The 20,403-nt window shown below is 60.9% G+C and carries 12 protein-coding genes; 6 read left to right on the forward strand and 6 right to left on the reverse strand.

From position 1 onward, the window contains the following. Positions 1-42 precede the first annotated feature (42 nt). The 4 genes from V5734_RS06070 to V5734_RS06085 form a co-directional block, all read right to left on the reverse strand. Positions 43-3,333 carry a Calx-beta domain-containing protein gene (locus tag V5734_RS06070; protein WP_347312609.1) on the reverse strand — a complete coding sequence of 1,097 codons (3,291 nt, stop codon included), beginning with the start codon at positions 3,331-3,333 and terminating at the stop codon, positions 43-45. Between the two features lie 234 nt (positions 3,334-3,567). Next, the gene (locus tag V5734_RS06075) at positions 3,568-7,806 is read right to left on the reverse strand and encodes a beta strand repeat-containing protein (protein WP_347312610.1); all 4,239 of its coding nucleotides are present in this window, start codon (positions 7,804-7,806) and stop codon (positions 3,568-3,570) included. Positions 7,807-8,244: 438 nt separating this feature from the next. Further along, on the reverse strand, positions 8,245-8,802 hold the full coding sequence (locus V5734_RS06080; RefSeq protein ID WP_347312611.1) for an FkbM family methyltransferase: 558 nt from the start codon (positions 8,800-8,802) through the stop codon (positions 8,245-8,247). 351 nt (positions 8,803-9,153) lie between these two features. Continuing rightward, positions 9,154-11,205, reverse strand: coding sequence for a calcium-binding protein (locus V5734_RS06085; RefSeq protein WP_347312612.1), 2,052 nt, complete (start codon positions 11,203-11,205; stop codon positions 9,154-9,156). Positions 11,206-11,625: 420 nt separating this feature from the next. On the opposite strand from V5734_RS06085, the gene V5734_RS06090 reads away from it, so the two are divergent. Continuing rightward, complete coding sequence (locus V5734_RS06090; RefSeq protein ID WP_347312613.1) at positions 11,626-12,681, forward strand: glycosyltransferase; 1,056 nt, start codon at positions 11,626-11,628, stop codon at positions 12,679-12,681. On the opposite strand, the gene V5734_RS06095 is transcribed toward V5734_RS06090, so the two are convergent. Continuing rightward, entirely contained in the window at positions 12,678-13,526 is an 849-nt protein-coding gene (locus V5734_RS06095; RefSeq protein ID WP_347312614.1) for an ABC transporter permease, read from the reverse strand. The genes V5734_RS06090 and V5734_RS06095 overlap by 4 nt on opposite strands. 251 nt (positions 13,527-13,777) lie before the next feature. Here V5734_RS06095 and V5734_RS06100 point away from each other — a divergent pair, with 251 nt between their 5' ends. The 5 genes from V5734_RS06100 to V5734_RS06120 all read left to right on the forward strand — a co-directional run bounded on the left by V5734_RS06100 (position 13,778) and on the right by V5734_RS06120 (position 19,705). Next, complete coding sequence (locus V5734_RS06100) at positions 13,778-14,947, forward strand: sugar transporter (protein WP_347312615.1); 1,170 nt, start codon at positions 13,778-13,780, stop codon at positions 14,945-14,947. A gap of 28 nt (positions 14,948-14,975) precedes the next feature. Continuing rightward, positions 14,976-15,629 carry an ABC transporter ATP-binding protein gene (locus tag V5734_RS06105; protein ID WP_347312616.1) on the forward strand — a complete coding sequence of 218 codons (654 nt, stop codon included), beginning with the start codon at positions 14,976-14,978 and terminating at the stop codon, positions 15,627-15,629. 97 nt (positions 15,630-15,726) lie between these two features. Further along, complete coding sequence (gene glf / locus V5734_RS06110) at positions 15,727-16,872, forward strand: UDP-galactopyranose mutase (protein ID WP_347312617.1); 1,146 nt, start codon at positions 15,727-15,729, stop codon at positions 16,870-16,872. A 243-nt stretch (positions 16,873-17,115) separates the two neighbouring features. Then, positions 17,116-18,789, forward strand: a complete 1,674-nt coding sequence (locus V5734_RS06115) for a glycosyltransferase (RefSeq protein ID WP_347312618.1) — start codon at positions 17,116-17,118, stop codon at positions 18,787-18,789. Between the two features lie 34 nt (positions 18,790-18,823). Next, positions 18,824-19,705 carry a glycosyltransferase family 2 protein gene (locus V5734_RS06120; protein WP_347312619.1) on the forward strand — a complete coding sequence of 294 codons (882 nt, stop codon included), beginning with the start codon at positions 18,824-18,826 and terminating at the stop codon, positions 19,703-19,705. 60 nt (positions 19,706-19,765) lie between these two features. Here the strand turns inward: V5734_RS06120 and V5734_RS06125 are convergent, their stop codons facing one another. Further along, positions 19,766-20,395: a sulfotransferase gene (locus V5734_RS06125; RefSeq protein WP_347312620.1), complete on the reverse strand. Its 630-nt coding sequence runs from the start codon at positions 20,393-20,395 to the stop codon at positions 19,766-19,768. Between the last annotated feature and the right edge of the window lie 8 nt (positions 20,396-20,403).

The raw sequence follows: 20,403 nt of genomic DNA on the forward strand, positions 1-20,403 counted from the left end.
GCCGGTTGACGCGGCATCCTGCGGTGCCGCGCCTGCCGATCCTCAGACGATATTGATATCGTCCACGAAGATGCCGAGGTTCGTCACCCCCGCAACGGTCAGGCTGTGGCCGCCGAAGTCGAAGACGGTATCGCCGCCCACGACTTTGGCATGGTCGGCGATGACCTGCGCCACGGTCTTGCCGCCACCCCAGAGCGCGTCGTCGAGAACCAGCGTGTCGACATTGTCGGCGAAGTCGGTCACCCGGTCCTGACCATAGCCCGCGAGGAACACGAAACTGTCCGCGCCGAGCCCGCCGGTCAGCACGTCATCGTCGGTGCCGCCGTTCAGCCAGTCGTCGCCGCCGCCGCCATGGATCGTGTCGTTGCCCGCCATGCCGAAGACCTCGTCATGCGCGTTGAAGCCGAACTGCACCGCGTCCGTGTAGCGGTCGTTGCCGTCGCCGAGCCAGGCCTTGTCCCGGCCCATGCCGCCGTTGACGACGTCGTTGCCGGCGCCGGCATAGATCGTGTCGTGCTGGTTGCCGCCGTTGATCGTGTCGTTGCCGATCCCGCCCGCGATCCAGTCGTCTCCGTCATCGCCGTTGAAGACATCGTTGCCGCCGCCGCCGTTGATGCGGTCCGCCCCCGCTCCGGCATTCACCGTGTCCCGGCCGTGGATGTCGTTCTGGGCGTTGTCGTTGAAGACATCGTTGCCGGCGCCGAGATTGACCGTGTCGCGGCCATTGCCGCCGGCCACCACGTCGTTGCCGGCCCCGGCATAGATCGTATCGTACTGGTTGCCGCCGTTGATCGTGTCGTTGCCGAAGCCACCCGCGATCCAGTCCTCGCCGTCCTCGCCGTTGAAGACATCGTTGCCGCCGCCGCCGTTGATCGTGTCGCGGCCCGCCCCGGCATTCACCGTGTCCCAGCCGTGGATGTCGTTCTGCGCATTGTCGTTGAAGATGTCGTCGCCGGTGCCGAGCCAGACCTTGTCCCGCCCGTTGCCGCCGGCCACGACGTCATTGCCATCGCCGCCATAGATCGTGTCGTACTGATCGCCGCCGAAGATCGTGTCGTTGCCGGAATGGCCCGCAATCCAGTCCGCCCCGTCGCCGCCGATGATGCTGTCATTGCCGAGCCCGCCGTACAGGCTGTCATTGCCCGCGAGGCCGTGAATCGTATCGTTTCCGGCCAGTCCGTCAATGATGTCCGCCGCAGCGTTGCCGATAAGGAAGTCATGGCCGGAGGTCGGGCCGGTCACCAGGTTGAACTGCGGTCCGGTTCCGGGTGCGCCGGCCGTCCCGCCTCCATCGTTGTCGCGGATCGTGACGCTGGTGGTGATGGTCGCAAGGCCATTGGTGAACTGCGCCCCGGTCATGTTCGAAAAGACCACGCTGAAGCTCTCGTCGGATTCAATCGCGTTGTCGCCGATATAGCCGACGGAGATGTAGCCGCTGCGTGATCCGGCGGCGATCGTCATCGTGCCACTGCTGGCATAGTAGTCGCTTCCCGCAAGCGCAGAACCGTCGGCCGTGGCCCAGGCAACCTGCACATCTGTCGTCGCGGCCTCTGACAGAAGGACGTAGATATTGGCGTAAAGGAAGCTGGAATTGCCCTCGTTTACACTCGTCGCAACGACCGAGGCGACGATCCTGTCGGGTAGCGGCTCCGGGCCAATCGCGCCGGCCGAGAATGACCCGACCTGGGCAGGTCCGCTCAGCGGGCCGCTGTCGTCGTCCAGGATGGTCGCCCGGCCGACGAGCGCGGCCGCGTTCCAGGCGAACTCTGCATTGCGGATGTCGGTCAGAACCAGAACGAACTCCTCGTCACCCTCGATCGAATTGTCGCCGTAGACGGGCACATCGATATAAGTGCTGCGCAGGCCGGCCGCGATCGTCACGGTTCCGGATGCGCCGCCGTAGTCGTTTTCGCCGCGTGACGCGCTTCCGTCCTGCACGCTGTAGTCGAAAGTCACGTTTGCCGGCGCCGGGCGGTCCAGCGTGACGAGGAACCGGACGTATCGGAAGCTGCTGTCGCCCTCGATGATGGAGGCGTCGTGCATGCTGAGCGTCGGGATGATCGCGGCCGTCGACTCGACGCCGTAGATGGATGTGCCGGCGCCGCCATATCCTGCCGGACCCGTCAGCGGCCCGCTGTCGTTGTCGAGAATCGTCGCCGTGGCTTCCATGGCTTCGGCATTGCCCTGGAACTGTGCGCCGGTAATTCCGGTGAAGACGACCGAAAAGCTTTCATCTCCCTCGATCGCGTTGTCGCCGTAAACCGGGATCGAGATGTAGGTGCTTTCCGTTCCGGCGGCGAGCGTGATGGTGGACGAGGCGCTACCCATGTCGCCGGAGCCGACACCCGCGGAACCGTCCTGAACATAATACTTTAGCTGCACCGTTGCGGTGATGGGCCGGTCGAAGACCAGCAGGAATCGCGCATACTGGAAGCTCGAGTCGCCCTCGATCACCGTGGTGTCGTGGACCGTGAGGGTTGGCAGTGGCCCTGCCGAGGCCGGGCCGGAGAAACCGGTCCCGAACCCTCCGATACCAGCCGACGGACTCGGTACGCCGCTGTCGTCGTCGAGGATCGTGCCCGTCGCGACCAGTACCGGGAAGTTTCCATCGAAGACCGCGTTGGAAACGTCGGTCATTACCAGTTGCAGCGTCTCGTTGCCCTCGATGAGGTTGTCGCCGTAGATCGGAATGTCGATATATCCCGTCTGCTGGCCCGCCTGAATGGTGAAGTTCTGCGCCTCATAACCGAAATCCCCGAGGGCGCCTGACGCCGTCTGGCTCTCGACGAAATAGCTGAATGTCACCGGAGCGGTGGCCGTCCGGTCGAGTGTGACGAGAAATCGCATGTACTGGAAACTCGAGTCACCCTCGATCACCCCGACATTGCGCACACCGACCGTTGGAAGTGTCGCGGAAGCCGAGGCGGGGCCGAAGATTGCCGTGGCCATGCCGCCAGGCCCGGGCGAGGGATCGGGAAAGGCATCGTCGTCGTCGTAGATTGTCGCGGTCGCCACGAGCGCGGCGGCATTGCCGGCGAGCGTGGTGCCCGGCGCGGCGTAAACCACGATCTGAAACGTCTCGTCGCCTTCCACCTGGTTGTCGCCATAGACCGGCACCTGGATCGTATAGCTGGTCTGGCCCGCAGGGATCGTTATAAGCTGCGCCTGGCTGTTGTAATCGCCCTGCTGCGACGACGCCGACACATCCTGAAGGTAGTAGTAGAACTTCGTATCCGCGAAGGATGGTTGGTCCAGCGTGACCGTAAAGTTGGCGTATTGAAAGCTGCTATCTGCTTCCAAAACATTGATGCCTTGGACGTTGAGAATTGCCATTTCTTCCCCCAATAAAAAAATCTGTCAAAGGCTGGAATAAAGACCCAGGCGAGAAACTATTTTAGGTTGGTACCTGGATAACTATGAATCGACAGATTTGGTTGGTGCATATTTCGGGCGATCCGCTGCCATAGGTTGGGTCGGCGATACTGCAGAAACAGAACGGTCGATCCGTTCACGCTCGTTCGATTGGGCGGCCTGATCGCGGCGGGCCGCCCTGCGAAGGTATCTCTCTCAGACGATATTGATATCGTCTGCGAAAATGCCGAGGTTCGTCACCCCTGCGACGGTCAGGCTGTGGCCGCCGAAGTCGAAGACGGTATCGCCGCCGACGACACTGGCGTGGTCGGCGATGACCTGCGCCACGGTCTTGCCGCCGCCCCAGAGCGCGTCGTCGAGAACCAGCGTGTCGACATTGTCGGCGAAGTCGGTCACCCGGTCCTGACCGTAGCCCGCGAGGAACACGAAACTGTCCGCGCCGAGCCCGCCGGTCAGCACGTCATCGTCGGTGCCGCCGTTCAGCCAGTCATCGCCGCCGCCGCCGTTGATCGTGTCATCGCCCGCCATGCCGAAGACCTCGTCATGGGCGTTGAAGCCGAACTGCACCGCGTCCGTGTAGCGGTCGTTCCCGTCGCCTAGCCAGGCCTTGTCCCGGCCCATGCCGCCGTTGACGACGTCGTTGCCGGCCCCGGCATAGATCGTGTCGTGCTGGTTGCCGCCGTTGATCGTGTCGTTGCCGATCCCGCCCGCGATCCAGTCGTTGCCATCGTCGCCGTTGAAGACATCGTTGCCGCCGCCGCCATTGATGCGGTCCGCCCCCGCCCCGGCATTCACCGTGTCCCAGCCGTGGATGTCGTTCTGGGCGTTGTCCCAGAAGATGTCGTTGCCGGTGCCGAGATCAACCAAATCGCGGCCGTTGCCGCCGGTTACGACGTCGTTTCCATCGCCGCCATCGATCGTGTCATACTGATTGCCGCCATTGATCGTGTCGTTGCCGATCCCGCCGAAAATCGAGTCCTCGCCATCCTCTCCGTTGAAGACATCGTTGCCGCCGCCGCCATTGATCGTATCGTTGCCCGCCCCGGCATTCACCGTGTCCCGGGCGTGGATGTCGACCTGGGCGTTGTCGTTGAAGATGTCGTCGCCGGCGCCGAGCCAGACGGTGTCGCGGCCGTCTCCGCCGTCAACGACGTCGTTGCCCGCGCCTCCGTAAATCGTGTCGTACTGGTTGCCGCCATAGATCGTGTCGTCACCGTTGTTCCCGGCAATCCAGTCTTCCCCGTCGCCACCGATGATCACGTCGCTGCCATCGTTGCCCGACAGAGAGTCGTTACCGAAACCGCCGTCGAGTTCATCCGCACCGTCCCCGCCAATCAGCGTGTCGTTGCCGTCATTCCCCACAAAGTTGTGATCGACACCGTTGTTGCCGGTCACCACGTCAGCCCATTCGGACCCCCAGACATATTCGATGCCGGACAGGGTATCCGTATCACCGTATGTATCGGTCGCAATTCCCGTGATGAGGTTGACGATGGCCCCCTGAGAGCCGCCCTTGTCTCCACTGGAATTGTATGACACCCAATCATCCAGTCCCGCACCGCCATTGATCGTATCGTTTCCGGCCAGGCCGTTAAACGACTGTCCCCCTGCCGCTCCGATCAGAGTATCGGCAAACAGGCTTCCTCGAATCCCCTCGATGCCGGTGAACGTATCCGTACCACCGAGGCCGTCATTCGCGGTTCCGCTTCCGTTGCCATTGAAGACAACGTTTACGCCGGATGCCGGGTTGTCCCAGTAGAAGTCGAGGTAGTCCCAGTCCGCACCGCCATTGATCGTATCGCTTCCGGCACCGGCCTCGAAATAATCGTCGCCCGCGCCGCCGGAGAGGGTATCATTGCCGTCACCACCGCTTAGTTGGTCATTCCCGCCCGCGCCAGAGAGGCTGTCGTCTCCTCCATGGCCATCGAACCTTTCATCCCCGGCACTTCCGTTGATCGTGTCGCCGAAGTTGGTTGCGCGGATACGTTCTATGCCTCCGAACGTGTCAGTATTACCGTTCCAGTCAACTATGGATCCGTTTCCGACCCCCGAGAAGTTGACGAGAATGCCGGCGCTGGCCTGTTGATCGTCCTTGTAGGATATCGTGTCCCAGCCGGCGCCGCCGAAAATCTGGTCGATACCGGCACCAGGTTCGAAATAGTCATCTCCGGCTTGCCCGACGAGGCGGTCATTCCCGTATCCGGCTTCAAAACTCTCGTCGCCGGCACTGCCATTCATGGTGTCGTTGAAGTCAGTGCCGCGAATGCGCTCGATCCCGCCAAAAGTGTCGGTGTCTCCGTTCCAGTCGACAATCGTTCCCGTGCCTATCGCCGAAAAATTGACGAGTATTCCCGAGGCCGCTTGCGAGTCCCGATCATACGCGATCGTATCCCAGTCAGCTCCGCCAAAGATCTGGTCGTTGCCCGATCCAGGTTGAAAGTAGTCGTCTCCAGCCTGACCGATCAAAGTGTCGTTGCCCTCTTGGCCCCGAAACTGCTGATCACCGATATTACCGACCATCCGGTCATTCAGAGCGGTGCCCTCGACTCCTTCGATGTCGAAGAATGTGTCGTTTCCGCCGAGGCCATCTGTCGTATTGCCGTCACCAGCCGACGTGAAATTCACGACGATACCGGACGTTGGATTGTCCCAATAAAGCGACATGAAGTCCCATCCGGTACCACCCCGGATCGTATCGTTGCCCGCGCCACCCTCGAAATAGTCGTCTCCGGCGCCGCCGGTCATGAAGTCGTTGCCTGACCGGCCACTTAAGTCGTTGTCCTGTGCATTGCCCAGAAGAGTGTCTTTGGAATCGGTACCGATAACGCGCTCGATCCCGATGAGCGTGTCAGAGTTCCCGAACCCATCGGTTGCCGTCCCGAGTGCCAGATCGACCCTGACCCCGGCGCCGCCGCCGTTCTGCGCGTCGCGGTTGTAGTCCACCCGATCACGTGTCCCGATTCCGCCGTTCAACGTATCGTTGCCCGCACCGCCCTGGAAGACATCGTTGCCATCAAGCCCGATGAGCAGGTCGTTGCCGTCGCCGCCTTGCAGGTTCTGGTCGCCCGCAGCACCAGTGATCGTGTCGTTGAACGCAGTGCCCTCGATCCCTTCTATCCCGGTGAAGATGTCGGTTCCGCCGAGGCCGTCAGTCGCGGTGCCGTCTGTGGCGTTGCTGAAGGTCACCACGACCCCGCTGGCGGGACTGTCCCAGTAATAGGAGATGAAATCCCAGTCGGCGCCGCCGTGGATCGTGTCGTTCCCCGCACCGGCCTCGAAATAGTCGTCCCCCGCGCCGCCAACGAGACTGTCATCGCCGTCGCGGCCGCCGAAGTTGTTGGTCTGCCCGTTCCCGATCAGGGTATCGTTCGCATCGGTTCCGCGCACGCGCTCGATCCCCGAAAGCGTGTCGGTGTCGCCGAACCCGTCGATGGCGACTCCGGTGGCGAGGTTGACGTTGACGCCCGCGGTGCCCCCGAAATTGGTGTCGCGGTCATATCGGACTTCGTCTCGCGTGCCGTTCCCGCCTGTGATCGTGTCGTTGCCGGCGAGGCCCTCGAACCGGCTTTGACTGGCGTTGCCGATCAACACGTCCGCGAACTGAGATCCACGAATGCGCTGGACATTGAGAATGGTATCGGTGCCGCCGTCGCCGTCATTCGCGAGACCGCTGTTCAGGTTGACGTTCACTCCGCTCGACGCGTTTTGATACGACACCAAGTCGTCTTCGAGCGTGTCACCACCGTTCAGCGTATCGTTGCCGAGCCCCCCCACCAGGAAGTCGAAACCAAGTCCGCCGTTCAGGGAATCGTTTCCGGCCCCGCCATTCAGATCGTCGTCGCCGGCGCGGCCAAACAGCGTGTCGTTGCCGATGCCCCCATCCAGGAAATTGTCACCGCTATCACCGTTCATCAAGTCGTTGTTGTTCAAGGTGGTGAGCGGGCTGTTCGCGAGGTTGATATTGCTGCCTGGCGCATAGGCACCGGATGCCTGCGAGACCGAGATCAAACTGCTGGACAAGAAGTTGTTATAGGCCGCAAGGGACGAGATGGTCGGCAAGGCATGCCCAGCGACGGCGTAGACATAGTCCGTCGAGGTGGCGTCGTCATAGAGGATCATTATGACGGTCGTGCGAGTCGTGCCGTTGTCGTCCCAGGTAATTTCACCCAAAAGAAACTCGTCGGATGGGTCGTCCGAAAATATATTGTTGTTATTCAGCGATCCCCCATCGACGAGCGTGTCGACCCGGTTCGAGGATGTCGTCTGGATCTCCGGAAGGTCTCCGGGAGCTGGCGGGGCGATAACGGAATAGCTGAAGGAAGGTGTGACGCCGTCATTATAGACATTTGAAAGAGTCGACGCGCCCAGAAAAGCCGACGGATTTCCATTGATATCGTATTGAATCTTGAAGCCCGAAAACGAGTATGTTGGCATCTTTTGGTCCCCCGAAGACCCAATCGCCAGCGATCAGCAGTTCATTTAATTGCCTTAAATGGCCATTGGGAAAGATACAGCCGAGTTTCGAATATTTGGGCATGCCTCCGGAGTCGTCAAGCTGATAAGGGTTGGCGACTTTCAACCCAAAGTGGAAGTGATTCCTCTGGGTGTTCAGACGATATTGATATCGTCCACGAAGGGGTAGAGGTTCGTCCCCCCGCAATCGTCAGACTGTTGCAACCGCCGAAATCGAAGACGACATCAGAGCCGACGACGCTGGCATGGTCTGCGATAACGTGTGCCCCCGTCTTTCCGTCGCCCCAGAGCGCGTCGTCGAGGACCAGCGTGTCGACATTGTCGGCGAATACGGCGTTCCGGTCCTGGCCATAGCCAGGTAGGAAACACGAAACTGTCCGGGCCGAGCCCGCTGACCAATTACAACGAAACGAAAAACTGGTTCATTTCGTAGAAACCGGCGTCAACATACGAGCACCCGCGGAATTTTTCATTCAGCCACTTGGCCTTGATGCCGCGTCCTTCGAGAATGAATATGGGATGGCATCTTTCGATTATTGATCGCGCGCCCATAAGGGCGGGGCCCTCGAAACCCTCCACGTCAAGCTGGATCAGAGATACATGCCGACCTGTCGGGACAAGGCTATCCAAAGTCTTCACCTCCACCTCAAGGAATCCGTCCCCGCTGATCTTCCTGTTCGGATCGATTCGCGCCATAGCTGCTTTGGGTTCGGTGCTTTTTGCATCCTTGATCTGAAGTTGGGCCGTCGATTCCTCCCGCCCGACGGCACAGGGGAACAGGACAACATTGTGCAATTTGTTGATTTCAATTGTCTTCTTCGCCGCGCTGTAGTTGACAGGGTTTGGCTCAAACGACCACAGAGTCGCATCGGGCGCCAAGCCCTGCGACACGCCGGGGAAGAAATCACCAACAAACGCACCACCGGAAATCACGTCGCCTAACTTGGCATTGCGCATTATAAATTCGATAGTCCGGGCCTCGTAAACAAGGCCATTGCTAAAATACTATATGGCAAGAGATCTGGTTACATATTCTTCGGGAAACGCGCAAAATCCAAATCAGCTGGAATATATCGTAAACTGATCTCCGGTCACGTTACTATCTCCCGCAGGCCATTTACAGTCTGCTAAAGTATGGTTTTAACTTATTCTACCCCTGATATCACACCCGAGATCGGCGTCAATAACAGAGGACATAAACCCCGTCACCCCGGCATGACCTGCCGGATGTTGGGACTCTGAGGATCGTTTCAGATCGACCCTGGCACATCAACGCTGACGGAAGAGGTTACATCTTCATCGCCCCTCTCAGACGATATTGATATCGTCCACGAAGATGCCGAGGTTCGTCACCCCTGCAACGGTCAGGCTGTGGCCGCCGAAGTCGAAGACGGTATCGCCGCCGACGACACTGGCGTGGTCGGCGATCACCTGCGCCACGGTCTTGCCGCCACCCCAGAGCGCGTCGTCGAGAACCAGCGTGTCGACATTGTCGGCGAAGTCGGTCACCCGATCCTGTCCGTAGCCCGCGAGGAACACGAAACTGTCCGCGCCGAGCCCGCCGGTCAGCACGTCATTGTCGGTGCCGCCGTTCAGCCAGTCATCGCCGCCGCCGCCATGGATCGTGTCGTTGCCCGCCATGCCGAAGACCTCGTCATGGGCGTTGAAGCCGAACTGCACCGCGTCCGTGTAGCGGTCGTTGCCGTCGCCGAGCCAGGCCTTGTCCCGGCCCATGCCGCCGTTGACGATGTCGTTGCCGGCGCCGGCATAGATCGTGTCATGCTGGTTGCCGCCGTTGATCGTGTCGTTGCCGATCCCGCCCGCGATCCAGTCGTTGCCATCGTCGCCATTGAAGACATCGTTGCCGCCACCGCCGTTGATGCGGTCCGCCCCCGCCCCGGCATTCACCGTGTCCCAGCCGTGGATGTCGTTCTGGGCGTTGTCGTTGAAGACATCGTTGCCGGCGCCGAGATTGACCGTGTCGCGGCCGTTGCCGCCGGCCACCACGTCGTTGCCGCCGCCGGCATAGATCGTGTCATACTGATTGCCGCCGTTGATCGTGTCGTTGCCGAAGCCGCCGGCGATCCAGTCCTCGCCGTCCTCGCCGTTGAAGACATCGTTGCCGCCGCCGCCGTTGATCGTGTCGCGGCCCGCCCCGGCATTCACCGTGTCCCAGCCGTGGATGTCGTTCTGCGCATTGTCGTTGAAGATGTCGTCGCCGGTGCCGAGCCAGACCTTGTCCCGCCCGTTGCCGCCGGCCACGACGTCATTGCCATCGCCGCCATAGATCGTGTCGTACTGATCCCCGCCGAAGATCGTGTCGTTGCCGGAATGGCCCGCAATCCAGTCCGCCCCCGCAGCGCCGTCGATCCGGTCCGCGCCGGCATTGCCGCCCAGCACGTTGTCCCCGCGGTTGCCGGTCAGCCGGTTGTCCGCGCCGTTTCCCGTCAGCGACAGGTTGGCGACCCCCAGAAGCTCCGCATCCGCGACGCCCGAGACCAGCGTCAGATCGCCCGAGGTCCGGAACAGCGTGCCGTCGACGAGGTCGAGCTTCACGTTGCCGGCCGAAAGGTCCACCGTCACCACCGAGGCCGGGCCGACCTGCGGCGTCACCGTGACGCTGACCCCCGCGGCCGGCGCCAGCTTCAGCGCGTAGCCCCCCGCCGCCGCCGTCGAGGTCGCAGTCGCCCCGATCGCGAACCCGACCCCCGACACTCCCTCGCCGATCGAGTAGAAATCGTCGTTATCATTGTCGTCGTAGGCAACGCCCGTCAGGAAAACGTCAGAGCCGACCTGGCCGAAATTCTGGGTCATCACCGAGGCATTGAATGACTGCCCGAGTGGCACATGGGTGATATGTCCCCAGGGCGAACTGGAAATGGTATAGGTCCCGGTCTGGATCGAAATGCCCGCTTCGCGGACGCCGCCGAAGAACAATGCCTCGCGATCGCTGGACCCGGGGGTGTTGTCCACCGCGTTCAACATGGTGAGGCGGAAGAGCTCGTCCGCCGCCGCCTTCTGCGTCGAGAACGTGTTGGCGTTCACGACGCCGAGGATTTCGGCATATCCGAAACCGGACCCTCCCGGGTAGCCGGTGGCGTTGATCCGGTCGTCCGGCAGGCTGTTGCCGCTGCCGAGGTGGTCGAGTGTGCTGTTGGCGATCATCCAGCTGTCATGGCCGGAGGCGGCTATGTCAAGAAGACCGTTCGGCGCCAAAACCTCCTTGGCGGTCGAGGAAATCGTCCCGGCGGTCAGACCGTCGTTCAGGCCGATGCCCTGACGCGCGGCCTCGGCGTCCGGGTCGAGCCGCGCCCGGTTCACCAACTCCAACATGTACTGCTCTTGTGCGCTCAGCGTCATTGCCGGCAACTCCCCAAACTACGCAAATCATCAATGAGGGGGCGGGGCCACCTTGCCCGGATTCTCCTCATGCGTCTACGGTTACCACCATTCTCGGCGGCGGAAATCCCCTTTTGGGTGCATGTCGGCTATTGTCCCGCAATTCGCGACAAAGCCCTCCCTCCATGCCGGATCGTTCCGAGCGAATGGCCGTGCCAAACCGGTCGATCCGCCAAGCCGGTCCGGAGCCGAGGCCACTTGCCAGCCGTCAAGTCACTCCGAACGGTTTCGGAACAACCGTTGCGTCGCGGCGCCGGCGGCATGCGGCCCGGCCGTCGGGACGGTTTGACATCGAGCCGGAATTGTGACCTCTGCGAGCCACCGTGGGCGTATGTGATATCGTGGCGCCGGACTAGATCTTGCATCTCGGAGGGGGCTGAATTGGGGACTGAAACCCGGTCGGGTGAAGCGACGAAGGGCCTCGGTCGACCGACCGAAGAGGCGCCTTCCGCCGGTAACGGCGCGGGACGGCTTGTCGCCGTCGTCGTGACGCATAACAGATGCGCCCAGCTCGACACCACCCTGACGCGCCTGGCCGCCGAACCGAAGAACCTTCTCCATGCGGTTGTGGTGGTGGACAATCAGTCGACCGACGACACGGAGAAGCTCCTGACCCGTCACGGGGCAGCCCTGCCAGACCGCCTCCTGATTCACCGCAGCGATACCAACCTCGGCGGCGCCGGTGGTTTCGCACTCGGGATTCGGCTGGCGGTCGAGCGCTTCGATCCTGACTGGGTTGTCGTGATGGATGACGACGCCCGGCCTGCCTCCGGTGCGCTCGACGCCTTCCATGCCGGCGACCATGCGGGCTGGGAGGCGGTTGCGGCGGCGGTCTATTTTCCGGGCGGGGACATCTGCGAGATGAACCGGCCATCCTGCAATCCGTTCTGGTCCGGCGCGGGAATGGCCCGCCTCGTGCGGCATGTTGCGATGGGTCGGGGTCGGGACGGATTTCACATCCCCGTCGCCGCCTATCGAGATACGGAGCCGACGCCGATCGATGGCGCCTCTTTCGTCGGGCTCTTCCTGTCGCGACGCGCCATCGCCTTGGCCGGGTATCCGGATGCGCGCCTTTTCATTTATGGTGACGACGTACTCTACACGTTGGGGCTGCGGGAGCGGGGCGGTCGCATCTGCTTTCATCCGCAAGTGCGTTTCGAACACGATTTCTCGACGATCCACACCGCGGAGAAGCGGTTCCTGCCATTGTGGAAGAGCTACTACCATCACCGCAATCTTCTGATCGTCTATCGCCGCGCGGCAGGGATGCTGTTCTGGCCCGCGCTTCTTCTCATTCTGCCGAAATGGATTCTGAAGGTCCGCTACCACGCGGGTGATCGGCGAGCCTATCTGCGTCTTCTGGCGCGGGCGGTGCGTGACGGTTTGACGCTGCGGCTGGACGTGGCTCTGGCCGACATACAGGCAGCTGCGCGCTAATTTTCGTTCAGGATGTCACGGTGGTAGCGTTGCAGCATGACGAAGCTGAACGCGAGCAACAGGAGCGACAGCAGAATGACATAGGGCGCGCTGACGTAGTCGGCCGAATACATGGGATAGAATCCCCGACGCATTTCGCCGACGACATGAAGCAGTGGGTTGTACCAGAGGATATCCTGCAGCAGACGGGGCAGGTCTTCGTAGATGAAGAGAATGCCCGACATGAGGAATAGCGGCCGCGACAAGATCGACCAGATGAGTTCCCATGCCGGGAAGACGCCGATGAGAAAGCAGTTGAAACTTCCGACGCTGATCCCGAACAGCGATGCCATCGAAATGGCCAGGAGGATCGGCCCGAAGTCGAGAACCGATTTCGTGTCGCTGAAGAAGAAGATCCCCGTCAGCAGCAGATAGGCAACCATCACCCCTGTCAGCGTGTTCAAAACGGCGCGCGCTATCAGTGCGTCCATCCAGGTCACGGCCGGATACATGAGCAGCGGCTTGGAAAAGCTCAGGGCGCGCGAAACGGCGTTCAATATCGACTGATAGAGCGAGAACGGCAGAAAGCCAGTCGCGTAGAAAAGCATGAAGCTGGTTCCGAGCGCCGGATGATGAATGAGGAGTGAAAATCCGAACGCGAGCATGAGGACGCCACCCAACGGCTCCAAAATGGCCCAGACGTAACCGCCCGGCGACTGGCCGTATCGCGTCGACATTTCTCGGAGGATCAGCGCGAATATGGTTCGAAATGACGCGAAGGAACGTGTTCGTATGCGCTGCGGAATCATCGCCGGTGGCACACCCGCCGGCTGAGCGGGCGGGGAGAACGGGTCGGAGGAAGGCATGGTGTGTGCGACTCTGCTGGTGTTTCCGTCTCGCATTATGTAGAAAAGAAATCCGGAGATCAAATTAAGCGATCTGAGGCAAGCCATTGAATGAATTAGGAAAAGCTGGGCAGGCAAGTAAGCCGCAACCTGCTGTCGGCGCGTCTCAGCCACGTGTGCAGTCGCCGGGTGCGCCAGCCGGCCGAATCGGACCCTCCGGAAAGCGTGAAAACGAGCATGGTCAGGGCCCCGCCCGTGTTCCCGGGGCCAATTTGCCGGGGACGCGCCTTACGAACATCCGCCCGGTCGCCGTTCCTGCGCGGATGCACCGCCGTCATTGGGGCCTGCTTCTTGGCCTGGGGCTCGGTGTATTGCTGCCGCTGGCACTGGTGGTTGCTTACCTCTTCCTCATTGCCGAGGATCAATATTCCTCAACCGTCGGCTTCACCGTTCGTCGCGAGGAGGGGGCGGATGCAGCCGCGGGCCTCATGGGCGGCCTGGCGAGTTTCGTAGGCACAAGCAGTTCATCAGAAGCCGACATTCTGTACGAGTTCATCCAGAGCCAGGAGATTGTCGAAGCGGTCAATGCGCGCATCGACTTGCGAGCCATGTACTCCGCCCATTGGCCCGGCGATCCCATCTTCGCCCTGAACCCGTCGGACAGCATAGAGGACCTTCTTTCGTATTGGCGGCGGATGGTTCGCATATCGTACGATCAAAGCACACGGCTCATCGAACTGCGGGTTCTCGCCTTCACGCCTGAGGACGCGCGAACGATTGGGAATGAAATCCTCATCGAGAGCCAGAAAAAAATCAACGATCTCAATACGGCTGCCCGCGAAGATGTAATGCGCTATGCCAACGCGGATCTTGAAGTCGCACTCACTCGGCTGAAGGCTTCGCGAGAAGCGATGACCAACTTTCGAACAAGAACCCAGATCGTCGATCCGGAGAGCGACATCCAGGGCCGTATGGGGGTTCTCAACAACCTCCAACAACAGCTCGCGCAAGCGCTCATCGAATACGATCTTCTTGCAGTTCAAACGGAAAATGCCAAAGATCCGAGAATTGCGCCGGCACAACGACGGATCGAGGTCATCCGGGAGCGCATTGCGGCTGAACGCCAGATATTCGCCACGGCTTCCAGCGAAGTCGGTGAACTCGGTGAGGAGTATCCGAAGCTTATCGCCGAGTATGAAAGTCTGAGCGTTGATCGCGAGTACGCCGAACGCAGTTACACGATAGCGCTTGCTGCAGTCGACGTAGCCAGGGCGGAAGCGTCCCGTCAGAGCCTCTATCTGGCGCCGTTCATCCGCCCCACCTTGCCGGAAACGTCCGAATACCCGCAGCGCTTTGTTCTCTCTGGCCTCGCCGCGTTGTTCCTTTTCCTGGCCTGGGCGATCGTGACGCTGGTTTACTATTCGGTGCGGGATCGCCGTTGACGGCCTCGACCAGGGTATTCATAGGGCGATGATACGGTTCGAAAACCTTTGCAAAACTTATCGCGTAAGGGACAGCCGGAAAGTCGTGATCGACAATCTGTCTCTCACCTTGCCGACAGGAACGGCATTAGCCCTGCTTGGGCGTAACGGGGCGGGGAAATCGACGCTCCTGCAGATGATCGCTGGCTCGATACGGCCCGATAGCGGGCGCATCGTCTCCGACGGCACGATTTCCTGGCCCGTCGGCTTTGGCGGATCGTTCCATCGCGATCTGACGGGCGCGCAGAACGTTCGCTTCATCGCCCGTATCTACGGGGTCGATACTGAAAGCCTGATCGCGTTCGTCGACGATTTCGCCGAACTCGGGAAGCATTTTCACATGCCGATCCGCAGCTATTCCTCGGGAATGCGGTCGAGGCTGGCGTTCGGGGCGTCGATGGGGATCCGGTTCGACACCTATCTTGTCGATGAGGTGACCGCCGTTGGCGATGCCGCGTTTCGGCGCAAGAGCAAGGAGGTGTTCAAAGAACGCATGCAGCAGTCCGGCGCGATCCTGGTCAGCCACGAAATGGCGCAGATCCGTGAATTCTGCGATTCGGGCATATTGTTGGAGGGCGGGCGGTTGCGCTATTACCCCGATCTGGAAGAGGCGATCGCGGCGCATCAGGCGGCGATGCGCTGACTGCCCCGCCGGGGCTTGATGCGATGCCGCTTGCGGTTGTGTCCAGCCGTAGCCTATGAAAGAAGCGGGCCGTATATTCCGCTACAAAGAGACACGCATGCATCTTCTCATGGTTGGCGCCGGCCTATCGGGTGCGGTGATCGGACGGTATTTGGCCGAGGCCGGACACCGCGTGACGATCGTCGAAAGCCGCAGCCATGTCGCAGGCAACTGCCATACCGAACGCGACGCCGAAACCGGCGTGCTGGTCCATGTCTACGGCCCGCACATCTTCCACACGGACGATGCCGAGGTTTGGGACTACGTCAACAGGTATGAGACGTTTCTGCCCTACAAGAACAGGGTCAAGACGACCTCGGGCGGGGCGGTCTATTCCCTGCCGGTGAACCTGCACACGATCAACCAGTTCTACGGCAAAACGATGCGCCCGGACGAGGCGCGCGCGTTCATCGAAGATCAGGCCGACACCTCGATTTCCGACCCGCAGACCTTCGAGGAGCAAGCCCTCCGCTTCGTCGGGCCGGACTTGTACGAAGCGTTTTTCAAAGGCTACACCCAGAAGCAGTGGGGCTGCTCTCCGACAGAGTTGCCGGCGTCGATCCTCAAGCGCCTGCCGGTGCGGTTCAACTATGACGACAATTACTTTTTTCACAAGTTCCAGGGCATGCCCGAGAATGGCTATACCGCGATGATCGAGCGCATCCTCGACCATCCGGCCATCACGGTGCATCTCGACACTCTGTTCGACCGATCCGACGCTGCTGCTTACGATCACGTCTTCTATTCCGGCCCGCTCGACGGATGGTTCGGCTATGAGCTTGGCTATCTCGGATATCGCACGCTCGATTTCGAGCGCTTCACCTGCGATGGCGACTATCAGGGCTGTGCGGTGATGAACTACGGCGAGGTGTCCGTGCCCTATACCCGCATCACCGAACACAAGCATTTCGCGCCGTGGGAAAGCCACGAGCGTTCCGTCTGCTATCGCGAATTCTCGAGGGCCTGCGCGCCGGGCGATATCCCTTATTACCCGATCCGGATGGTTGCGGAGAAAGCGCTTCTTGGCGATTACGTGGCGCTGGCTCAGGCGACACAAGGTGTCACCTTTGTCGGCCGGCTTGGCACCTACCGTTATCTCGATATGGATGTGACGATCCGCGAAGCGCTCGATACTGCGCGCGCTTTTTCCGAGCGCGCATCGCAAGGCGCCCGGCTGCCGGCGTTCGTGACCGCGCCGCTCTAGGGGAGGGGCGGTGATGACCTTCAAAGGCACGTTGCCCAGCCAGGCCGATCCCTTCTGGTACGGACCATCGGCCTCTGACGAAAGGTCGGGGTGCGGTGTGGGGCGGGTTCGGGTCTGTCTTGGGGTCTTTCAATTCGGGCAAAGATGGGCGAAGCACGGAAGTGGCCCCGTTCTAGTGCAAGAGCAAAACAAGATGGATCGGTCACGGTGATGTTTGCGTCGGATACTCCTCCAGTAAAATCTTTGCAGGACTACGTGCGGTCCGAGATTGCAGAGGTTTTCAAGATCTATTCGGTGCTGTTTCCCGGAAAACGGATCAGGCTGCTGCTCCGTGAGGGAAAAGACCCGGCCATCGGCACTGCCGTGCGTATGAGCGCCAACATGCACTTCGATCCGGCCGATCATGCCGACGGGTTTCTCGGATGCGTCGAACGGCAACCTGACGCCTCCAGTGCAGGGGCCTATCCCGAAACCGTCGCGGTTCGTGTGACGATTCCGCGACGTCCGACACACGGCGAAGCCACCCAAACCGAACCGGATTGGTCGCCTCGCGGTCGGGTTTTGCGGATGATCTACGCCCTGTCTCCGAAACGATATGAACAACTGCGTTATTTCACCGAAAGGGTGCAAGAGCGGCGCAGCCGTCGCCATCTCTGGTCGCCCCTGCAACGACAGATCGGCTCTCAGACGGTTCGGGCGTTGGAGCGTGACGGCGTTTTGGGCGCAGACAGCAATGCAGTGACCCCTTCCGAGGCCGCTCCTGCAATCCTCGTAGGCGTTCACTGGCTCGAGGTCGGGGGGGCGGAGGCGCTTGCCTTCGATACGATTCATTGGGCTCTCGCGGCCGGGCTTCGAGTTTTTGTCGTCGCCTCCACGCCGGCCCAGCACCGGCTCAGGGACCGGCTTCCGGACGAGGTCACCTTTCTGCGCTTGGACCGGTATCTGCCCCACGGGGACTGGCCGGCTTTCCTGGAACGGTTCCTGCCGCAGGAAAATGTGCGGTTGATTCATATCCACCACTGCACGCCGCTTTACGGAGCACTGGCACACATTCGCGTCGTCGCGCCCTGGGTGAAGGTCATCGATTCGACCCACATAATCGAGTATGCGGATGGGGGCTACGCTCGGGTTTCAGGCGTATGGACGAACTTCATCGATGTCCATCACGCCATCAGCCGCCAGCTTCAACAAATGTATGTCGGGCGTTTCAACGTTCCCGTGGGCAAGGTCAGACTCGGGCGCATGCTGCGTCGGCAGGGGGACGGTACCGAAGTCGCCGCGCCTCCGCCCGCCAGGATGCAAGCGGGCAGGGACAGCCTCGCCGTGACATTCGTCGGCCGGCTCTACTATCAGAAGCGGCCGGTTCTCGCGGTGCTCATGATGAAGGCGCTTGCCGGCTGGGCGCGAAAGAGGAACGTGAAACTGGCTGTCAACATGGTCGGCGATGGGCCGTTCGCGGCTGCCTGCGACCGTCTGGTCCGTCGCTACAAGCTTCACGACATTGTCCGCCGGTTCCCCGCCAATGCCGATGTTCCGGCGCTTCTCGGTCAATCGGATCTTCTTCTTCTGCCGTCCTCGAACGAAGGGCTCGCGCTCGTCTGTTACGAAGCGGTCGAACACGGTGCGATTCCCGTCAGCAGCGACGTTGGCGGGCAGGCTGAGATCGTCCCGCCGGACCTTCTGCTGCCGCGCGAACCGGCGAAAGCGCTGCGCAGGCTTATCGAAATCGTGGATCGGCTGTGGAGCGATCAGGACTTCCTCGCGCGTCAGGTCGAGACACTGCACCGAGCCTATTCGGCCTTGGCGAGCGATCCCGCATCGGAAGACGTTCTGATGCCCATCTACAGAGCAGCGGCCGCGGAGGCCGCGCGAACCGAAGACCGCCCGCAAGCGGCACCGAAGAGGAGCAACGGATAAGATGGCTCTCAAGAATGCGACGGCTGCGGTCATCGTGACCTTCAACCGGTCGGAAAAGCTGTCCAAGGTGATCGACGCGGTCATGGCGCAGACGGTGCGCCCGGATGCGATCTATGTGATCGACAATGCGTCGACCGACGATACCGGCGATGTCGTCGCGGCCAAGGCGGACGACACGCTGCGCTACGTCCGCCTGCCCGAGAACGTCGGTGGCGCGGGCGGCTTCCATGCGGGCATGAAACAGGCTTACGAACTCGGCGTCGATTTCCTTTGGATCATGGACGACGACGCGTATCCAGAACCCGACGCGCTAAAGATCCTCCTGAATGGGATATCCGATTTCGAGGAACGGTTCCGCTGGCGGCCGAGCTTCGCCTGCTCCCAGGTGAAGTGGATCGACGGCACCTTGTGCGAAATGAACACCCCCGGCCCGGTCTGGGACTGGCCGCGTTTCTACTCGGCCGAGACGCCTTATTTTCTGGTCAGGTCCTGCTCCTTCGTTTCCGTACTCATCCCCCGATGGGCGGTGGAAAAGCACGGATTGCCGATCAAGGATTATTTCATCTGGTACGACGATGCCGAATATACGCAGCGCATCGCGAAGTCATACCCCGGGATCTTCTGCCCTAACAGTATCATCATCCACGACACCCCCGAGAACAAAGGTGTCAACTACGGTCTGGTGAACGAGCAAAACCTATGGAAATTCCGCTACGGCGCCCGGAACGAAACCTCCTTCCGCCGGCGGGAGCAGGGCTGGCCGGGCGTCCTGGCGTTCGCATACCAGGTTCACCGCCAAATGCGGGGCAACAACGTCGCATGGACGTTGCGCCGACGGATCTATCGGGCGATAGCCGAGGGTATTGCATTTCGGCCGGGTATCGAAATGGTCTCCAAAACGCCAGGCCGCGCCTGAGGATCGACAATTGCACTCGCCCGATCCTCAAGAGTGGCGACGAAGACTTGGCCGAAGTGGTCAATGTGTCAGTTGGGTTGCAAAGATGCTTTCATAAGTTTCTTCGTCACAGGGTTCGCCAAACTTTTCGAACAGGGCTCTGACCACCGAATGGTCTTTAACGAGTGTGTCGTAGCTCACATGGAACGTCGTTTCCGGATGTGCTTCGCAGTAGGCGCGAAACCGCATATCCATCGTTTCAACCATCTTTACGACTTCTTCGGTCTGCCAGTCTTTCCACCAGGCGGATTTGGCGACATCGTGCGCATTGCGTGAATTGAAGATAAAATGCGCATTCTTGAAATGCCGCGCCATAAAATCGAGAACTTCCGGGAAATCATCACCGAACGCATTGTAACGGATTTCCTTGAAGCCGAACCAGCGTACGGTCGCCGGGGGCTGAAGGATGTGGTCGATGAAGGCGTCGATGAGACCTTCGACGAAGCGGACCGGCCGTACCTTGTCGGCGCCGTACCACGGATGGCTGGAGGGCTGCTCTTCCCGTCCCCACGTATTCTTTATCAGCCACGCCCGGCGCGCCGTGTTCCAGATCTGTTCGATCAGATTGTGGTTCTCGCCGACGAAGTGGCTGTCAGGTATGGTCTGAACGATTTTCTGCAGAAGCGTCGAACCCGACCGTCCGTATGTCACAATGAAGA

Origin of the sequence: Defluviimonas sp. SAOS-178_SWC, assembly GCF_039830135.1 — a bacterium.
Classification (GTDB): domain Bacteria; phylum Pseudomonadota; class Alphaproteobacteria; order Rhodobacterales; family Rhodobacteraceae; genus Albidovulum.